The organism is Achromobacter sp. AONIH1, assembly GCF_002902905.1.
In the GTDB taxonomy this organism is placed as follows: Bacteria; Pseudomonadota; Gammaproteobacteria; order Burkholderiales; family Burkholderiaceae_B; genus Achromobacter.
Map to the genome: position 1 here is coordinate 3,667,868 of NZ_CP026124.1, position 14,780 is coordinate 3,682,647.

Genomic DNA, 14,780 nt, shown 5'->3' on the forward strand with positions numbered 1-14,780 from the left:
ACATGCCCAAGATGAAGACCAAGAAAAGCGCCGCAAAGCGCTTTCAGGTTCGCGGCAGCGGATCCATCAAGCGTGGTCAGGCGTTCAAGCGTCACATCCTGACCAAGAAGACCACCAAGAACAAGCGCCAGCTGCGCGGTTCGGCTGCGGTCCATGAAACCAACGTGGCTTCCGTGAAAGCCATGATGCCTTTCGCTTGATCTAAGGGAGATCTACTATGCCTCGCGTCAAACGCGGCGTTACCGCCCGTGCCCGTCACAAGAAAGTCATTTCCGCCGCCAAGGGTTACCGTGGCCGCCGCGGTAATGTGTTCCGCATCGCCAAGCAAGCGGTCATGCGCGCTGGCCAATACGCCTACCGCGACCGCCGCAACAAGAAGCGCACGTTCCGCGCGCTCTGGATCACGCGTATCAACGCCGCCGTCCGTGAGCATGGCGTCAGCTACAGCGTGTTCATCGCCGGCCTGAAGAAGGCTGCGATCGAGCTCGACCGCAAGGTCCTGGCCGATCTGGCCGTGCGCGACAAGGCCGGCTTTGCCGCCATCGTGCAGCAAGCCAAGGCTGCGTTGGCTGCCTGATCGCGCGCTTTAACTCATCGCGCATCGCTGCAAACGGGGCTGTCATGGCCCCGTTTGCGTTTTGAGGGCTGGATTCATGACTCAATCGATTGACGACCTGGTCTCCCAGGCGCAAGAACGTTTCGCCGCGGCCAAGGACGCCGCCGCGCTCGAAAACGAAAAGGCCCGCTTCCTGGGCAAGGATGGCGCGCTGACCGTGCTGCTCAAGGGGCTGGGCAAACTCGACCCCGAGCAAAAGCGCGAGATGGGCGCGCAGATCAACCAGGCCAAGAAGAAGGTCGAGGAGTTCCTGAATCTGGGCCGCGCCGCGCTGGTGCAAGCAGAGCTGGACGCCCGTCTGGCTTCTGAAACCATCGACGTCACCCTGCCGGGCCGTGGCCGCGCGCCGGGCGGCATTCATCCGGTGACCCGGACCTGGGAGCGCGTGGAAGAGATCTTCCGCTCCATCGGCTTCGACGTGGCCGATGGCCCCGAAGTCGAGAACGACTGGACCAACTTCACCGCCCTGAATAACCCGCTGGACCATCCGGCGCGTTCCATGCAGGACACGTTCTACGTCGACATGCAGGACGCCGACGGCCTGCCGCTGCTGCTGCGCACGCACACCAGCCCGATGCAGGTGCGCTATGCCCGCATGCACAAGCCGCCCATCAAGGTCATCGCGCCGGGGCGCACCTATCGCGTCGACAGCGACGCCACGCACTCGCCCATGTTCCACCAGGTGGAAGGGCTCTGGATCGCCGAGGACATCTCCTTCGCCGACCTGAAAGGCGTGTACACCGATTTCCTGCGTTGCTTCTTCGAAAGCGACGATCTCGTCGTGCGTTTCCGCCCGTCGTTCTTCCCCTTCACCGAACCGTCCGCCGAAATCGACATGATGTTCACGTCGGGGCCGAACCGCGGCCGCTGGCTGGAGATCTCCGGTTCCGGCCAGGTGCATCCGCAAGTGGTGCGCAATTTCGGCCTGGATCCCGAGCGCTACATCGGTTTCGCCTTCGGTTCCGGGCTCGAGCGCCTGACCATGTTGCGCTACGGCGTCAACGACCTGCGCCAGTTCTACGAAGGCGATTTGCGCTTCCTGCGCCAGTTCAACGAATAATCGAAGCGACGGCTGATCATGCAATTTCCCGAATCCTGGCTGCGTTCCCTGGTCAATCCCGAGATCGCAACCGATGAACTCGCGCACCGGCTCACGATGGCCGGCCTGGAAGTCGAAGACGCCGTGCCGGCGGCCCCCGCGTTCAGCGGCGTGGTCGTGGCGCGCATCGTCGAGATCGCGCCGCATCCGGACGCCGACAAGCTGCGCGTCTGCCAAGTGGACGACGGCTCCGGCGCGCTGCTGCAGATCGTCTGCGGCGCGCCCAACGCGGCCGCCGGCCTGACCGTGCCGCTGGCCCGCGTCGGCGCCGAGCTGCCCGGCGGCATGAAGATCGGCGTGGCCAAGATGCGCGGCGTGCAATCGTCCGGCATGCTGTGCTCGGCGCGCGAGCTGGGCCTGTCCCAGGATCACGCCGGCCTGATGGAACTGTCCGGCGACCTGGCTCCCGGCCTGTCGATCCGCGACGCGCTGGACCTGGACGACACGCTGTTCACGCTCAAGCTCACGCCGAACCGCGCCGACTGCCTGTCGATCCTGGGCGTGGCCCGTGAAGTCGCCGCGCTGACCGGCGCGCCGCTGTCGGTGCCCACCGCCAAGGCCGTGCCCGTGACGCTGGACGAGCGCCTGCCCGTCAAGGTCGAGGCCCCCGATCTGTGCGGCCGTTTCGGCGGCCGCGTGATCCGCGGCGTCAATGCCCGCGCCGCCACGCCGGAATGGATGAAGACGCGCCTGGAGCGCGCCGGCCAGCGTTCGCTGTCGGCGCTGGTGGACATCTCCAACTACGTCATGCTCGAGCTGGGCCGTCCGTCGCACGTGTTCGACCTGGACAAGATCCAGGGAGACCTGTCGGTGCGCTGGGCCCGCGAAGGCGAGACGCTGGAACTCCTGAACGGCCAGACCGTCACGCTGGATTCCAAGGTCGGCGTGGTGGTGGCCGGCGACACCGTCGAAAGCCTGGCCGGCATCATGGGCGGCGAAGCCACGTCCGTGACGCTGGACACGCAGAACATCTACCTGGAAGCCGCGTTCTGGTGGCCGCAGTCGCTGGCCGGCCGCGCGCGCCGCTACAAGTTCAGTTCGGAAGCCAGCCATCGCGGCGAACGCGGCGTGGACTACGCCACGATTCCCGAGCACATCGAGTTCATCACGCGCCTGATCGTCGACATCTGCGGCGGCCAGGCCGGTCCGCTGGACGACCAGATCGTCAACCTGCCCAAGCGCGAACCCGTGCGCATGCGCCTGGCGCGCTGCCATCGCGTGCTGGGCGTGCCGGTGACGCAGGCCGACGTCGGCCGCATCTTCGGCAGCCTGGGCCTGGAATACACCATTGAAGGCGACGACTTCGTGGTCACGCCGCCGTCGTTCCGCTTCGACATCGAGATCGAGGAAGACCTGATCGAGGAAGTCGCGCGCATCTACGGCTTCGAGAACATTCCCACCGTGCCGCCCATGGCGCGCGCCAAGATGTTCTCGCAGCCCGAAGTCCGCCGTGGCAACCACGCCCTGCGCCGCCTGGCCGCCGCGCAGGACTACCAGGAAGTGGTCAACTACAGCTTCGTCGAAGCCGACTGGGAACGCGACTACGCCGGCAATACCGACCCCGTGCGCCTGGTCAATCCCATCGCCAGCCATCTGTCGGTGATGCGTTCCAGCCTCATCGCGAGCCTGGTGGCCAACATCGTCCACAACGCCAATCGCAAGCAGACCCGCGTGCGCCTGTTCGAGCTGGGTCGCGTGTTCACGCGCGACGCCGCCGCGCAGGACGGCCCGCTGGCCGTCGCTGGCGTGCGCCAGCCGCTGATGCTGGCCGGCGCCGCCTGGGGCCCGGCCGTGGAAGAGCAGTGGGGCGCGCCCGCGCGCCACGTCGACTTCTACGACGTGAAGATGGATGTCGAGGCGCTGTTCGGCGCGCGCGGCGACCGCCTGCGCTTCGAGGCCGCCGCGCATCCCGCGCTGCATCCCGGCCGCAGCGCCCGCGTCTCGCTGGACGGCAAGGTCGTCGGCTGGATCGGCGAACTGCACCCGCGCTGGGCGCAGCAGGCCGACCTGGCCCATGCGCCGGTGGTGTTCGAACTGGACGTGGCCGCGCTGTCGGAAGGCGAGCTGCCCCAGGTCCGCGAGCAGTCGCGCCAGCCCATCGTGGTGCGCGACCTGGCCCTGTGGGTCGACGCCCAGGTGCCGGTCCAGTCCATGCTGGACACCGTCACCGCGCTGGCCAAGACCGATCCCCAACTGGCCGTGCTGCGCGATCTGCGCCTGTTCGACGTGTGGCGCGAGAAGTCCCAGGATGGCGTGCCCGCGTCCGAGAAAAGCCTTGCTTTCCGATTCTGGCTACAGGACACTGAGGTCACGCTGGACGACGCCCGGGTGGCGGACTGCATGGCGCGCATCAGGGATGCCCTGATCAGCGCACACGGTGCGCGACTCCGCGCTTGAACATGGGGAACACTATGCTTGCCGAGCCGCGTACCCTGACCAAGGCTGAACTGGCCGAGCTGCTCTTCGAGCGGGTCGGCCTGAACAAGCGCGAGGCCAAGGACATCGTCGACACCTTCTTCGAAGAGATCCGCGACGCGCTCGCGCGCGGCGATTCCGTGAAGCTCTCGGGATTCGGCAACTTCCAGGTGCGCGACAAGCCGCCGCGCCCTGGTCGCAATCCCAAGACGGGCGAGACCATTCCCATCGCCGCGCGCCGCGTGGTGACCTTCCATGCCAGCCAGAAGCTCAAGAGCGTCGTGGAGCAGGCCACGCCGGCTGCGCCCGACGCCGTGGAGTGATACGCTTTGTCGGTAAATGTTATCGGCGCTCGACGCAACGCGGCATAAAATCCACTTATGACACGTCCCGAATCCACCGTTACCACCTTACCGCCCATTCCCGCCAAGCGTTACTTCACCATCGGTGAAGTCAGCGACCTGTGCGGCGTCAAGCCTCACGTCTTGCGGTACTGGGAACAGGAATTCACGCAGCTCAAGCCGGTGAAGCGGCGTGGCAACCGCCGCTACTATCAGCATCACGAAGTGCTGCTGATCCGCCGCATTCGTTCGCTGCTGTACGAGCAAGGCTTCACCATCAGCGGCGCGCGCAATCGCCTCGGCGACGCGCGCGACACGCCGCATGACCAGGACGCCGCCGTGCGCCTGTCCGGCGCCGAGATGCAGGCCCTGCGCAATGAGCTGGGCAATGTGTCGGCGATGCTGGGCGAAGCGTTGGGCATCAAGCCCGGCGCGCAGGCTGGCGATGCACACGCCGCCAGCATTCAATCCTCCGGCGTGTCCGCGCCGGCTGCCTGATTCCGCTTGCGCTCGCGCCGGCCTCGTGCCGGCGCGGTGTTTGCCGGCAATACGTCTCCCTTGTTTTTGAAGTCAGCGTGGCCTGAGCTGCCATGCGCGGCGTGCGTTATCGCATGCTTGTGCAATCGCGTCGCACAGTCGCGGTTGCGTTGCCGTGGGGGCTGACCTTGTCGTGTCTGGATCCGCGACGTCGCCGGCATTGGCATTGGCATGGCCTTTGGGGAGATTGCGGCGACCTGGCGCTCCCTTGCGGATGGTGCGCCTGTTGATTGCACATCGACAAACACGAGGGTATCCCTTGCATTCAACAGGGTCCGCGCAAGCATGTTCAACGTGTGCCCCAAATTTTTTTCGAGCATCTGCAAAATTTTTCGCGTGAGTGCGTGCAAACAATTTTTTGCTCTGCTATAATCTTTTTCTTTCGGGGCGTAGCGCAGCCTGGTAGCGCACTTGCATGGGGTGCAAGGGGTCGCGAGTTCGAATCCCGCCGTCCCGACCAGCAGTTCAAAAAGCCGTCAGTGATTTTTCACTGACGGCTTTTTTCATTGCCGCTGCCTGCTGCGGACAGCGCGACTCCGGATTGACAGTCTTCCATTGCGACGAGATCCTTGAAAACCTGAACGAGCCTGCGCAAAGGAAGGGCAATGAGTCATCTGTTGGTGCTGGTCGTCGGTGATGACATCGAGCGCCAGTTGCAGCCGTATCACGATTTCGATTGCACGGGGACAAACGACGAGCATGTGCAGTGCATCGATATCACGGCTGAGATACTGGCTCGGATTGATGCGGGAGAGCGGCTGCCTGGGGTGTTGAGCGATTATGGTTTGAAGGACCACATCCTTGCCGATGAAGCTCACGCCAGAATCGTCGGTGAGCGGGCTCCAGATATGCGGGGATATGCCGTCGTGCAGGACGGAAAACTCTTCAAGGCTGTGACGCGGACTAATCCAAACCATAAGTGGGATTGGTGGGTTATCGGTGGACGCTGGTCGGAGTTTCTGATAACCAAACCAGGAGCGGATGCCGAGCTTGACGGCAATCTGTCCAGTTCATGCCAGGAACAACCGGCTGTGAATCAGGCACGCAAGGGCGATATCGATATGGAGGCCATGCGCGACAAGGCGGGGCGGCAGGCCGCGGAGCGCTGGGACACGGCTGCCAGCATCAGTCGCGGGGAAGGTTGGATGTCCTGGAAGCATGTCCTGGATGTCGTGCATGGGGGAAACGTCATTGCCGCCCGCGAAGCCTATCGCGCGCAACCTGTCATACATGCCGTTGCGCAGGCCTTGTATACCTCATATGACCAAGTGGACGAGTACCTCGTGCCGCGTGATCAATACATTGAAGAGGAACGCGCCTTCGCCATGGTTCCGTATGCCGTGGTGATGAATGGCGAATGGTTGGACAAAGGCTTGATTGAACGGCTGGGTGTGTCCGAAGCTGCACAAATTTGGCAGGCTTGGGGGGCTCGGGCAACCCAGATACTGGAGGCGCTGCCGGACGACACGCTAATTACGGTCGTCGATTGCCACACCTAACCGCGGGGAGGATGCCTGTTTTCGTCCGTAGCCGGCAACACGATCTCCACCCGCTCCACCCCTTTCCCCTGATTCTTCCGCTTCAGCGCAATCCCGCCGATCTCCCCGGTCCTGCGCGGATGCGTGCCGCCACAGCCCATGCGGGCGAATCCCTCGACCTCCCAGTACCGTCGATGATTCGCCTCGTCGGAAAACGCCGTCACGATGGGCTTGTCGGCGGCGATCAGCGCGTCGGCTTGCGGTTGGATGGTTGGAAACAGTTCGCTGATGCTGGTCGCGCGCTGGAAGTCGATGCGTGCCTTCGCCGGTGAGATATGCGCGCCGACCTTGAGGATGCCGGGTTCGCAGTCATAGATCAGTTGCAGCACCATCTCGGCCGCGAAGTGATGACGCATCAGGCCGTAGCGCCGCGCCCAGTCGATGCGCACGTCCACTTCATCGCCGGCGTGCAGGCCATGGCCGGGCGGCAGCGTGTAGGCGATGTCCAGGCCGTTCTTTTCCGCCTTCAGCACGGGCATGCCCGCGATCGTGCCGCTGTCGCTTTCCTGCCCGCCTGCGTTGGCGTAGAAGATCGTCGCGCGCAGGCGGACGATGTCTCCGTCGACGGCGGACACCTCGGTCCGCAGATGGTCCAGGTAGGGGTCTTGCCAGAAAACCTTGTCTGTCACGTGGGGCTCCGCGCGCGAGGGGCTGGGATGATCCAGCGACTATAGAGCATCGCTCAGGCTGTCTGCACTTTCCTGCAATGCTGCTTGCTTCCGTCCGCCGAGGTGATGGTCAGCGTCGCCGCTGCGCGATGGAACTCGTGGCGTTCGTCGAAGGCATCGGCGCGCCATGCCTGGGCATCCGGGCCGGCCTGGCTGGGGCGGATCGCATAGCGGCACGGGACGCCGTAGTCGCGCGTCGCGGCGATGAGCCGGCGCGCGGTGTCGACGACGTAGGTCGCGCCCTGTTCATCGCGATAGGCGCCTTGCGCCCAGTCGTCGACGTGCTCGGTCAGGGCGGCGGGATAGGCAGGCCAGGCCTCGCCCATGGCCAGCCCCAGCAGGCGTCGCGCCGTCGCGCTGGCCGGCGTCGAGGCGGTGTTGAACAGCACGACGGCGCACAGCCTGCGTTCCGGCAGGCCCAGCAGCATGGACGTATGGCCATTGACGTCGCCCTTGTGCGCGACGCTGCGCCAGCGCCGGCCGTCGATCTCGATCTCGTCCAGCCACCAGCCGCAACCGAAGTCGCCGGGCGGGCCGCCCAGCATCAAGTCGGTATGCGCCGCGTCCAGGACCTTGCCGTCGATCAGCGACAGCCACCAGCGGGCCAGGTCGCGCGCGCTGGCGGCCAGGTCGTAGGCGCCGAATGCCACGCTGGGATGCAAGGGCGGCGCGGGCGGTCTGTCCGGATCCAGCATGCAGCCTATGCTGTGCGCGGTGTCGATCGATCCCGTCTCGCGCAGTTCCAGCGCTTGCCAGAACATTGTGCGCAGCTGGTCGTGCAGCGCATCGCCGCCGACGCGTTCCGCGATCCGGGCCAGCACGGCGTAGCCGGTGTTGCTGTAGCGGCAGGCCTGTCCTGGCGTGTCCATCAGGGGCGAGGCGGTGATCAGCCTGATCAGATCCTCGGGCGCGATGTGCCGCCCCATCAGTTCCGGCCAATAGGCGGGCAGGGCGGTGTGGTTGCCCAGGCCCGAGCGGTGCCGCAGCAGATGCATAGGTGTGATGCGCGGATCCAGGCCGCAATCCGGCAGGTGCCGTGCGGCGCTGTCGTGCAGATCGAGCTTGCCATGTTGCGCGAGCAACAGGATCGCGGCGGCCGTATGGCTCTTGCTCAGGGATCCGATGCGAAAGCGGGTGTCCGGGGCGTTCTTGCGGCCGCTGGCTAGGTTCGCATGGCCGCAGGCCTGTTCGGCCACGGCTGCGCCATCGGCGTAGACGCCCAGCACGCCGTGGAGATCGGCGTGCGAGGCCAGGTCTTGCAGGTACTGGTGCAGCGCGAGTGTCATGGGCGGTGATCGATGTCGAAAAACGCGGGGCGCGAGAGCAGGGGAGCCGCGATCGGGCCGCGGGCACGCCATGGCCCGCGACCTCGACGGGCCTATGGACCTTAAAGCGGCTACAGCCTCTATCGTGCCAGGCAGTTCAACTGTAAGGAGCAAGCATGTCCAGCGTGTTGGAACGTTCCCGTTTCGTTCTGGTCATCGGCGGTGGGCAGGCCGGATTGGCGGCGGGCTATTGGCTGAAGCGGCAGGATATTCCTTTTCTGATCGTCGAGGGCAGCGCCCGGATCGGCGATGTCTGGCGGCAACGCTACGCCTCGCTGTCGCTGTTCACCACGCGCGCGTTCAGCGCCTTGCCCGGCATGGCCCTGGCGGGCAAGGCGCAGGGCTATGCCGGCCGCGATGAGTTCGCGGATTACCTGGAGGCCTACGCACGGCGCTTCGCGTTGCCCATCCGGCTGTCGACCTCGGTCCAGCGCCTGCGCGCCGGGCCGCAGGGGAGCTTCCTGGCCGACTTGTCGGACGGCGGCACGCTGGCCGCCACGCATGTCATCGTGGCGACGGGCGGCTTTCAGGCGCCGGTGGTGCCGGCGATCGCGCGCGGCTTCGGCGCTCAGATTCCGCAGTTGACCCCGGAGAGCTTCGGCGCCGGCGAGTCCTTGCCCGACGGGCCGGTACTGGTGGTGGGAGACGGGGCCAGCGGCCGCGACCTGGCCGTGCTGGCCTCGGCCTCGCATCCGGTGATGCTGGCCACGGGCAAGCCGCGCAAGCTGGTGCCCGAGCGTGTGCTGGGCCAATCGATCTGGTGGTGGCTGCGCAGCCTGGGGCTGATGCGCGCGTCGTCCGCGTCATTCATCGGCAAGGCATTGCGGCGCAGGGACCCCTTTCCCGATCGTGATCGCGGCCTGGCGAGCCTGGCGCGGCGCGGCATCGAGTTGCGGCCCAGGCTGACGGCCGCCGAGGGCGATACCGCCGTGTTCGCCGACGGCGAGCGCCGTAAGGTGGCGGCGGTGGTGTGGGCGGTTGGCTATCGGGATCGGACCGATTGGATCGAGATCCCCGGCGCCTTGGGCGATGACGGCCGCTTGCTTCACGACGCCGGCGTTTCTCCGGTGCCCGGCCTTGCCTATGTCGGCCGTCCGTGGCAGCGTAACCGCGCGTCGGCGCTGGTCATGGGGGCGGGCGAGGATGCGCGGCTCATCGTCGAGTCCATCAGACGCGAGGACGCGCCTCGTCGGATCGCTGCTGCCGTGCCGCCACGGGCGGCGGAGCCGCGCTGATGGCCCGCAAAGTAAATGCACCATTCTTCACCGTTTTCTCCAGGGAATCATGGCCTTTCCCGCTAGCATGTGCGCAGGGTCGAGCAAGCAGCCGGCCTTTCAAGCGCGCATGGCTGGCATGCGTCAGACGAGGCAGACAGTGAAAGTGGAAAGAACATGGTTCAAGGATTGAACGGCAAGGCAGCGCGGGCGCGCGGATCGGACGCCGTGCAGGGTGTGCGCCGCCTTGCGTGCGGGACCGGGGCGTCAGCGGCTCCCGCCGCGCCGCGCCGCATCCTGCAAGGCGCGGGCGCCGCCATCGCGGCCGCGCTGATGGCCGTGGCGCCGCCGGCGTGGGCCGCCGGGCCGGCCGTCGTCGTCAAGCATGGCGAGACCGTCACGATAGATGGCGTGCGCAACATCGTCATGCGCGCCGACCAGGCCAAGGGCGGCATCCTGCTGCTGACGGGCGGCGACGGGCGCCTGAACGTAACGGACGGCGCGCAGTTCACCGATGGCGCGGACAACGTGCTGATCCGCAACCGCGACGCTTTCGCGGCGCGCGGCTACAACGTGATGCTGGTCGACCTGGGCACGGACCTGGCGGCGGCGGTCGGCTATATGTCCAGGCTGAAAGCGCCCGTGACCGTCATCGGCACCAGCAAGGGCACGGAGCGGCTGGCGCAGGGATTGGCGAAGGGCGCGCGTCCGGACAAGGTGGTGCTGTCCTCGGGCTTTCTCAGCCAGGAATCCGGGCCGGGCGACAGCGTGCAAGCCATCCTGGGCACGCCGTCGCGGCTGCCGCCGGCCTTGGTTATCCACCACCGCGAGGACCATTGCCGCTGGACGCGCCCGGCCGGGGTCGAGCCGTTCAATACCTGGGCCGGTTCGAAGGTCGAGGTCGCGTGGCTCAACGGCGGCGTGGACGATCAGGCGAATCCCTGCCGCTACAGCGGGCACCATGGCTTCGCCGGCCTGGACGCGGCATTCGTGGATCGCGTCATGGCCTTTGTCGCGAAGTAGGTAGTCGGGCGGCCAGGCTGTTATGGCGCAATCCCGGCCGCTCTGTGCATGGCGGCGCGGCCGGACCTTGCCCATACTGATGGCGCGCCCGCAACTCGTCCGCGCACCTTGCGCGGGCGGCGCGCGCAGCCAACCAGGATCCGTTCCATGCCCTATCGCTACGTTGTCGCCGATGTCTTCACCCGCCACGCCTATGGCGGCAATCCGCTGGCCGTCGTGCTCGACGCGCAAGGCCTGGATGCCGCGCAGATGCAGCGCATCGCGCGCGAGTTCAATTTCTCCGAGACCAGCTTCGTGCTGCCGGCGCGCGATCCGGCGCACACGGCCGAGGTGCGGATCTTCACGCCCGATCGGGAAGTGCCTTTCGCCGGACATCCCAATGTCGGCACGGCGGTGGTGCTGGCGCGCGAGCTGGCGGCATCGGGACGTCCCGTGCCGGACGCGTTCGTGTTCGAAGAGGCGGCCGGACTGGTGCGGATCGCGCTGCGGCGCGAAGGGGCGGACGTGAACGGCGCCGAGTTGCAGGCGCCGCAGCCGCTGTCCCGGCGCGCCTTGGCGCCCGTGGATGCGGTGGCGCGGGCCTTGCGCCTGGCGCCCGGGGACATCGAGACGGCCGAGCACGCGCCGCAAGTCGTGTCGGTCGGCCTGACCTTCCTGGTGGTCCAGCTGGCCAGCCGCGTTGCGCTGCGCCGCGCGTCGCCGAATCCTGCCGGCTATGCGGCGCTGCTGCCGCTGGACGACGCGCGTTCCATCTATGCCTATACGACCGACACGGCGGCGGACACGGGGCAGGGGCCGACCGACATCCAGGCCCGCATGTTCACGGGCCGCATGACGGAAGACCCTGCCACCGGCAGCGCCACCGCAGCGGCCACGGCGCTGCGCGCGGCATTGCGGGGCGCGGGGACCACGCTGCGACTGCGCGTGGGACAGGGCGTGGACATGGGGCGCGCCAGCCTGCTGCACGCGCATGCAGAGGTCCGGCAGGACGGTGTGTGGGCGGGCGTGGCGGGCAACGCGGTGGTCGTGATGGAAGGCACGCTGGTGGCGCCTGCCGCGTCTTGAGCAGTCTAGCGCGGGTAACGGGCGAGCGGGCGGTGAGCGCGTCGTCCACGAGCCGGCGGCGCGACAAGCCGAGTGTCTTGCCAGGATTGCGCATCGCCGCTAAGCTGGCGCACATGAATCCGATTACCACCGCCCGGCCCTGCCGGGCCGATTCCCGACGAACCGCTCGACGCATGCGTTGAGTGGCCCGTCACGTCCGGGCGCCGTCCAGGCGCCGCATTGCAGAAGGCCACGATATGTCCCGTGGCCTTTTTGTTTTTCGCGCAGTATCCCGTCCGCAGGCGTATCGTCCGGCCTTCGTTTTTCCCTTTCCGAGGAACGAAGCATGTCGCATCACGATCTGAACATCCGCGCTTTCCATCCGGCCGATGAGGCCGCCGTCATCCAGCTGTGGCACGACAGCGGTCTGACGCGGCCCTGGAACGACCCGAAGAAGGACGTGGCCCGCAAGCTGACGGTGCAGCCCGGGCTGTTCCTGGTGGGCGAGGCTGGCGGACGCATCGTGGCCGCGACAATGGCCGGGTACGACGGGCATCGCGGCTGGATCAACTACCTTGCAGTGGCGCCGGACTGCCGCCGGCGCGGCTATGCCTCGATGCTGATGCGCGTGGCCGAACGCAAGCTGCTGGAGCTGGGCTGCCCCAAGATCAATCTGCTGATCCGTGCGGAAAACGCGGCCGTGCGTGGTTTCTACGAGAGCCTGGGCTTTGGCATGGACGACGTGGTGAGCATGGGCAAGCGCCTGATCCCGGACCTGTGAGGCGGCGCGAATACGGGAAGGCTGGCCGCCTTCCCGCGCTTGCCGCGTCCGTGTTGCGCGCGGTCCTGCCCGCGCTCAGATCTGCACGGTCAGGTACACCGCTTCGCGTCCGACCACGGGCATGCGGGTCGGCATGAAGATGGTGCAGTCGTCGCAAGGCGAGCGGATCTCTTCGCCGCCGTTGATGGCGATGAGTTCGCCTTTCTGGAAGACCTCGAAGCCCAGCACCGGGCGCGTGAAGCGGAAGTCGGTGGACTTCACCATGTGCACTTCCAGCAGCATGTAGCGTCGCGCGGGCGGCGCGGTCTCGGCCGAGGCCGGCGTGTCGATCAGGCCCAGGTGGCCCAGGAAGCGCAGCGTCACGTCGGTGGCCAGGTCGGCCGCCGAGCGCGCGAAGTGCTGGCCGCATTCCACCACCACGGCGCCGCCGCTGTCGGACTGCGGATCGCCATGGCGGCCATGACCCATGACGCCGGTGCCGGGAAAACGCTCGGCCGGCATCACCAGCTGCACTTCGGGCGTGCCGACGGCGGTGGCCAGCGCGGCGTTGCGCGGCAGGTCGTAGTAGACCAAGAACGGCTGCACCGGCGCGCGCGTCGAATGGATGTCGAGGATGTAGTCGGCGGCGTCCAGCACCGGGCGCAGCTCGCGCGCGCGGCGCAGCTCGGGGCTTTGTTCGCTGCCGTCGAGCAGTTCGGGCGTCCAGATGCGGTTCAGGTTGTGCACCAGCTGGCGATTCTCGTAGGGGCGCTCCAGGTCGAAGGCCTCGTAGGCTTCGATATTGGCGAAGCTCACCGTGAGCGTGCCGATCTTGGGGCGCACCGCGTTGTCCAGCAGGTGCGTGGCGGCCACCATGCCGCAGATCTCGTTGCCGTGCGTGAGCGCGTTGATCAGCACGTGCGGGCCGGGGCGGCCAGATTCGAAGCGGTGGACATAGTCGACGCCGGTGTTGCCGGCGCGATAGGCGGAGAGGTCGCGCGGCAGCACTTCCAGCGGCGCGGTGTCGGGGGCGAAGTCGGGATGGTCCATGGTTGCGGTTCTCATTCGGGCCGGATGCCGGCGCGTTCAATCAGGTCTTTATACAGGGACAGGCGTTCGGACATCATGGCAGTGAACTGGGCCGGCGTCTGTTCGTCGGGCGGCAGGGCGCCGTTTTTCTCCAGCGTCTGCTGCAATTCTTCCTGGCGGGCGACGGTCCGCACGGCCTGCAGCAGCGTCTGGAGCACGTCGGCGGGCGTGCCGGCGGGCGCCGCCAGCCCGATCCACGAGGTCGTGTTGAGCGTCGGATGACCAAGTTCGGCGAAGGTCGGCACGTCGGGCAGGTAGGCCGGACGCGCGGGCGCGGCGATCGCCAGGGCGCGCAGCTTGCCGGACTGGATGTAAGGCAGCATGGGCGCCAGGTTGTCCAGCATGAACTGCACCTGGTTCGACAGCAGTCCGCTGATCAGCGGGCCGCCGCCACGGTAGGGCACGTGCACGGCCTTCACGCCCAGCGTGCTCTTGAACAGTTCGGCGTTGAGCTGGCCCATGCTGCCCACGCCCGCCGTGCCGAAATGAAGCTGGTCGGGATTGGCCTTCAGGTGCGCGACGAATTCCGTCAGCGTGCGGGCCGGTACGTCCGGATGCACCACCAGCGCGTTCAGCGACCGCGACAGCTGCGAGATAGCGCTGAAGTCCTGGATCGGGTCGTAGCCCAGGTTGCTGTGCATCAGCGGGTTGGCCAGGTGCGAGCTTTGCGACGAAGCCACCAGCGTGTAGCCGTCCGCCTTGGCGCGGGCCACGCGCTGGCTGCCGATGGAGCCGCCGGCGCCGTCGCGGTTCTCGATGATCACGCTCACGCCCAGCACCTTCGCCAGCCGTTCGGCATAGATGCGGCCGATCAGGTCGACGGAGCCGCCGGCGGGAAAGGGCACCACCAGCGTGATGGGCCGGGAGGGATAGGCATCGGCGCGGACGGCCAAGGGCGCGAGTGGCAACAGGGCGGCGCCCAGGCCGGCTTGCAGCAGGCTGCGGCGCCGGCCGCAGACGGCTGCGGGTGGGTGAGTCATGACGGGATCTGGGTTAGGGACTTGAGAAATGCGGGAGTGAAAAATATGCAAAGTGAATTGCAAAATTGAAATATAAAATGCAATGAGCTTTGTGAGACCCTGGGGTTATCACCTACGGATGCCCCGGGCGT

At 66.8% G+C, this 14,780-nt stretch carries 15 protein-coding genes and 1 tRNA gene; 12 read left to right on the plus strand and 4 right to left on the minus strand.

From position 1 onward, the window contains the following. Nucleotides 1-2 precede the first annotated feature (2 nt). The 8 genes from rpmI (at nt 3) to C2U31_RS16910 (ending at nt 6,507) form a co-directional block, all read left to right on the plus strand. Nucleotides 3-200 (plus strand): 50S ribosomal protein L35, encoded by a 198-nt coding sequence (rpmI, locus tag C2U31_RS16875; RefSeq protein WP_006387997.1) that lies wholly within the window; start codon nt 3-5, stop codon nt 198-200. A 17-nt stretch (nt 201-217) separates the two neighbouring features. Further along, nucleotides 218-577, plus strand: coding sequence for a 50S ribosomal protein L20 (gene rplT, locus C2U31_RS16880; RefSeq protein WP_006387998.1), 360 nt, complete (start codon nt 218-220; stop codon nt 575-577). A gap of 76 nt (nt 578-653) precedes the next feature. Next, nucleotides 654-1,676, plus strand: a complete 1,023-nt coding sequence (gene pheS / locus C2U31_RS16885) for a phenylalanine--tRNA ligase subunit alpha (RefSeq protein ID WP_103273812.1) — start codon at nt 654-656, stop codon at nt 1,674-1,676. Nucleotides 1,677-1,694: 18 nt separating this feature from the next. After that, nucleotides 1,695-4,112: a phenylalanine--tRNA ligase subunit beta gene (gene pheT, locus C2U31_RS16890; protein ID WP_103273813.1), complete on the plus strand. Its 2,418-nt coding sequence runs from the start codon at nt 1,695-1,697 to the stop codon at nt 4,110-4,112. Between the two features lie 2 nt (nt 4,113-4,114). Continuing rightward, nucleotides 4,115-4,453 carry an integration host factor subunit alpha gene (locus tag C2U31_RS16895; RefSeq protein WP_103273814.1) on the plus strand — a complete coding sequence of 113 codons (339 nt, stop codon included), beginning with the start codon at nt 4,115-4,117 and terminating at the stop codon, nt 4,451-4,453. A gap of 57 nt (nt 4,454-4,510) precedes the next feature. Next, entirely contained in the window at nt 4,511-4,969 is a 459-nt protein-coding gene (locus tag C2U31_RS16900; RefSeq protein ID WP_233772407.1) for a MerR family transcriptional regulator, read from the plus strand. A 422-nt stretch (nt 4,970-5,391) separates the two neighbouring features. Further along, nucleotides 5,392-5,468: transfer RNA gene (locus C2U31_RS16905), tRNA-Pro, on the plus strand. Nucleotides 5,469-5,613: 145 nt separating this feature from the next. Then, entirely contained in the window at nt 5,614-6,507 is an 894-nt protein-coding gene (locus tag C2U31_RS16910; protein WP_103273815.1) for a hypothetical protein, read from the plus strand. Here C2U31_RS16910 and C2U31_RS16915 read toward each other — a convergent pair. Together C2U31_RS16915 and C2U31_RS16920 are read right to left on the minus strand one after the other, a co-directional pair. After that, nucleotides 6,504-7,175, minus strand: a complete 672-nt coding sequence (locus C2U31_RS16915; protein ID WP_103273816.1) for an alanyl-tRNA editing protein — start codon at nt 7,173-7,175, stop codon at nt 6,504-6,506. The genes C2U31_RS16910 and C2U31_RS16915 overlap by 4 nt on opposite strands. Before the next feature lie 53 nt (nt 7,176-7,228). Next, entirely contained in the window at nt 7,229-8,500 is a 1,272-nt protein-coding gene (locus C2U31_RS16920; RefSeq protein ID WP_158658396.1) for a serine hydrolase, read from the minus strand. 155 nt (nt 8,501-8,655) lie between these two features. Between C2U31_RS16920 and C2U31_RS16925 the strand changes: the two genes are divergently transcribed. The 4 genes from C2U31_RS16925 to C2U31_RS16940 all read left to right on the plus strand — a co-directional run bounded on the left by C2U31_RS16925 (nt 8,656) and on the right by C2U31_RS16940 (nt 12,601). Further along, on the plus strand, nt 8,656-9,774 hold the full coding sequence (locus C2U31_RS16925; RefSeq protein ID WP_103273818.1) for an NAD(P)/FAD-dependent oxidoreductase: 1,119 nt from the start codon (nt 8,656-8,658) through the stop codon (nt 9,772-9,774). Between the two features lie 156 nt (nt 9,775-9,930). Next, on the plus strand, nt 9,931-10,776 hold the full coding sequence (locus tag C2U31_RS16930) for a hypothetical protein (protein WP_199770836.1): 846 nt from the start codon (nt 9,931-9,933) through the stop codon (nt 10,774-10,776). 147 nt (nt 10,777-10,923) lie between these two features. Continuing rightward, nucleotides 10,924-11,841, plus strand: a complete 918-nt coding sequence (locus C2U31_RS16935; protein WP_103273819.1) for a PhzF family phenazine biosynthesis protein — start codon at nt 10,924-10,926, stop codon at nt 11,839-11,841. A gap of 325 nt (nt 11,842-12,166) precedes the next feature. After that, nucleotides 12,167-12,601, plus strand: coding sequence for a GNAT family acetyltransferase (locus tag C2U31_RS16940; protein WP_103273820.1), 435 nt, complete (start codon nt 12,167-12,169; stop codon nt 12,599-12,601). A 75-nt stretch (nt 12,602-12,676) separates the two neighbouring features. Here the strand turns inward: C2U31_RS16940 and C2U31_RS16945 are convergent, their stop codons facing one another. After that, a complete protein-coding gene (locus C2U31_RS16945; protein WP_103273821.1) occupies nt 12,677-13,630 on the minus strand; it encodes a succinylglutamate desuccinylase/aspartoacylase family protein in 954 nt (317 codons plus the stop codon). Between the two features lie 11 nt (nt 13,631-13,641). Further along, nucleotides 13,642-14,649 carry a tripartite tricarboxylate transporter substrate binding protein gene (locus C2U31_RS16950; protein WP_103273822.1) on the minus strand — a complete coding sequence of 336 codons (1,008 nt, stop codon included), beginning with the start codon at nt 14,647-14,649 and terminating at the stop codon, nt 13,642-13,644. Between the last annotated feature and the right edge of the window lie 131 nt (nt 14,650-14,780).

Excerpts from the sequence above, each read along its gene's own strand:
- rpmI (WP_006387997.1), top strand. The coding sequence starts at position 3 with ATGCCCAAGATGAAGACCAAGAAAAGCGCCGCAAAGCGCTTTCAGGTT.
- rplT (WP_006387998.1), top strand. The coding sequence starts at position 218 with ATGCCTCGCGTCAAACGCGGCGTTACCGCCCGTGCCCGTCACAAGAAA.
- pheS (WP_103273812.1), top strand. The coding sequence starts at position 654 with ATGACTCAATCGATTGACGACCTGGTCTCCCAGGCGCAAGAACGTTTC.
- pheT (WP_103273813.1), top strand. The coding sequence starts at position 1,695 with ATGCAATTTCCCGAATCCTGGCTGCGTTCCCTGGTCAATCCCGAGATC.
- C2U31_RS16895 (WP_103273814.1), top strand. The coding sequence starts at position 4,115 with ATGGGGAACACTATGCTTGCCGAGCCGCGTACCCTGACCAAGGCTGAA.
- C2U31_RS16900 (WP_233772407.1), top strand. The coding sequence starts at position 4,511 with ATGACACGTCCCGAATCCACCGTTACCACCTTACCGCCCATTCCCGCC.
- C2U31_RS16910 (WP_103273815.1), top strand. The coding sequence starts at position 5,614 with ATGAGTCATCTGTTGGTGCTGGTCGTCGGTGATGACATCGAGCGCCAG.
- C2U31_RS16920 (WP_158658396.1), bottom strand. The coding sequence starts at position 8,500 with ATGACACTCGCGCTGCACCAGTACCTGCAAGACCTGGCCTCGCACGCC.
- C2U31_RS16925 (WP_103273818.1), top strand. The coding sequence starts at position 8,656 with ATGTCCAGCGTGTTGGAACGTTCCCGTTTCGTTCTGGTCATCGGCGGT.
- C2U31_RS16930 (WP_199770836.1), top strand. The coding sequence starts at position 9,931 with ATGGTTCAAGGATTGAACGGCAAGGCAGCGCGGGCGCGCGGATCGGAC.
- C2U31_RS16935 (WP_103273819.1), top strand. The coding sequence starts at position 10,924 with ATGCCCTATCGCTACGTTGTCGCCGATGTCTTCACCCGCCACGCCTAT.
- C2U31_RS16940 (WP_103273820.1), top strand. The coding sequence starts at position 12,167 with ATGTCGCATCACGATCTGAACATCCGCGCTTTCCATCCGGCCGATGAG.
- C2U31_RS16945 (WP_103273821.1), bottom strand. The coding sequence starts at position 13,630 with ATGGACCATCCCGACTTCGCCCCCGACACCGCGCCGCTGGAAGTGCTG.
- C2U31_RS16950 (WP_103273822.1), bottom strand. The coding sequence starts at position 14,649 with ATGACTCACCCACCCGCAGCCGTCTGCGGCCGGCGCCGCAGCCTGCTG.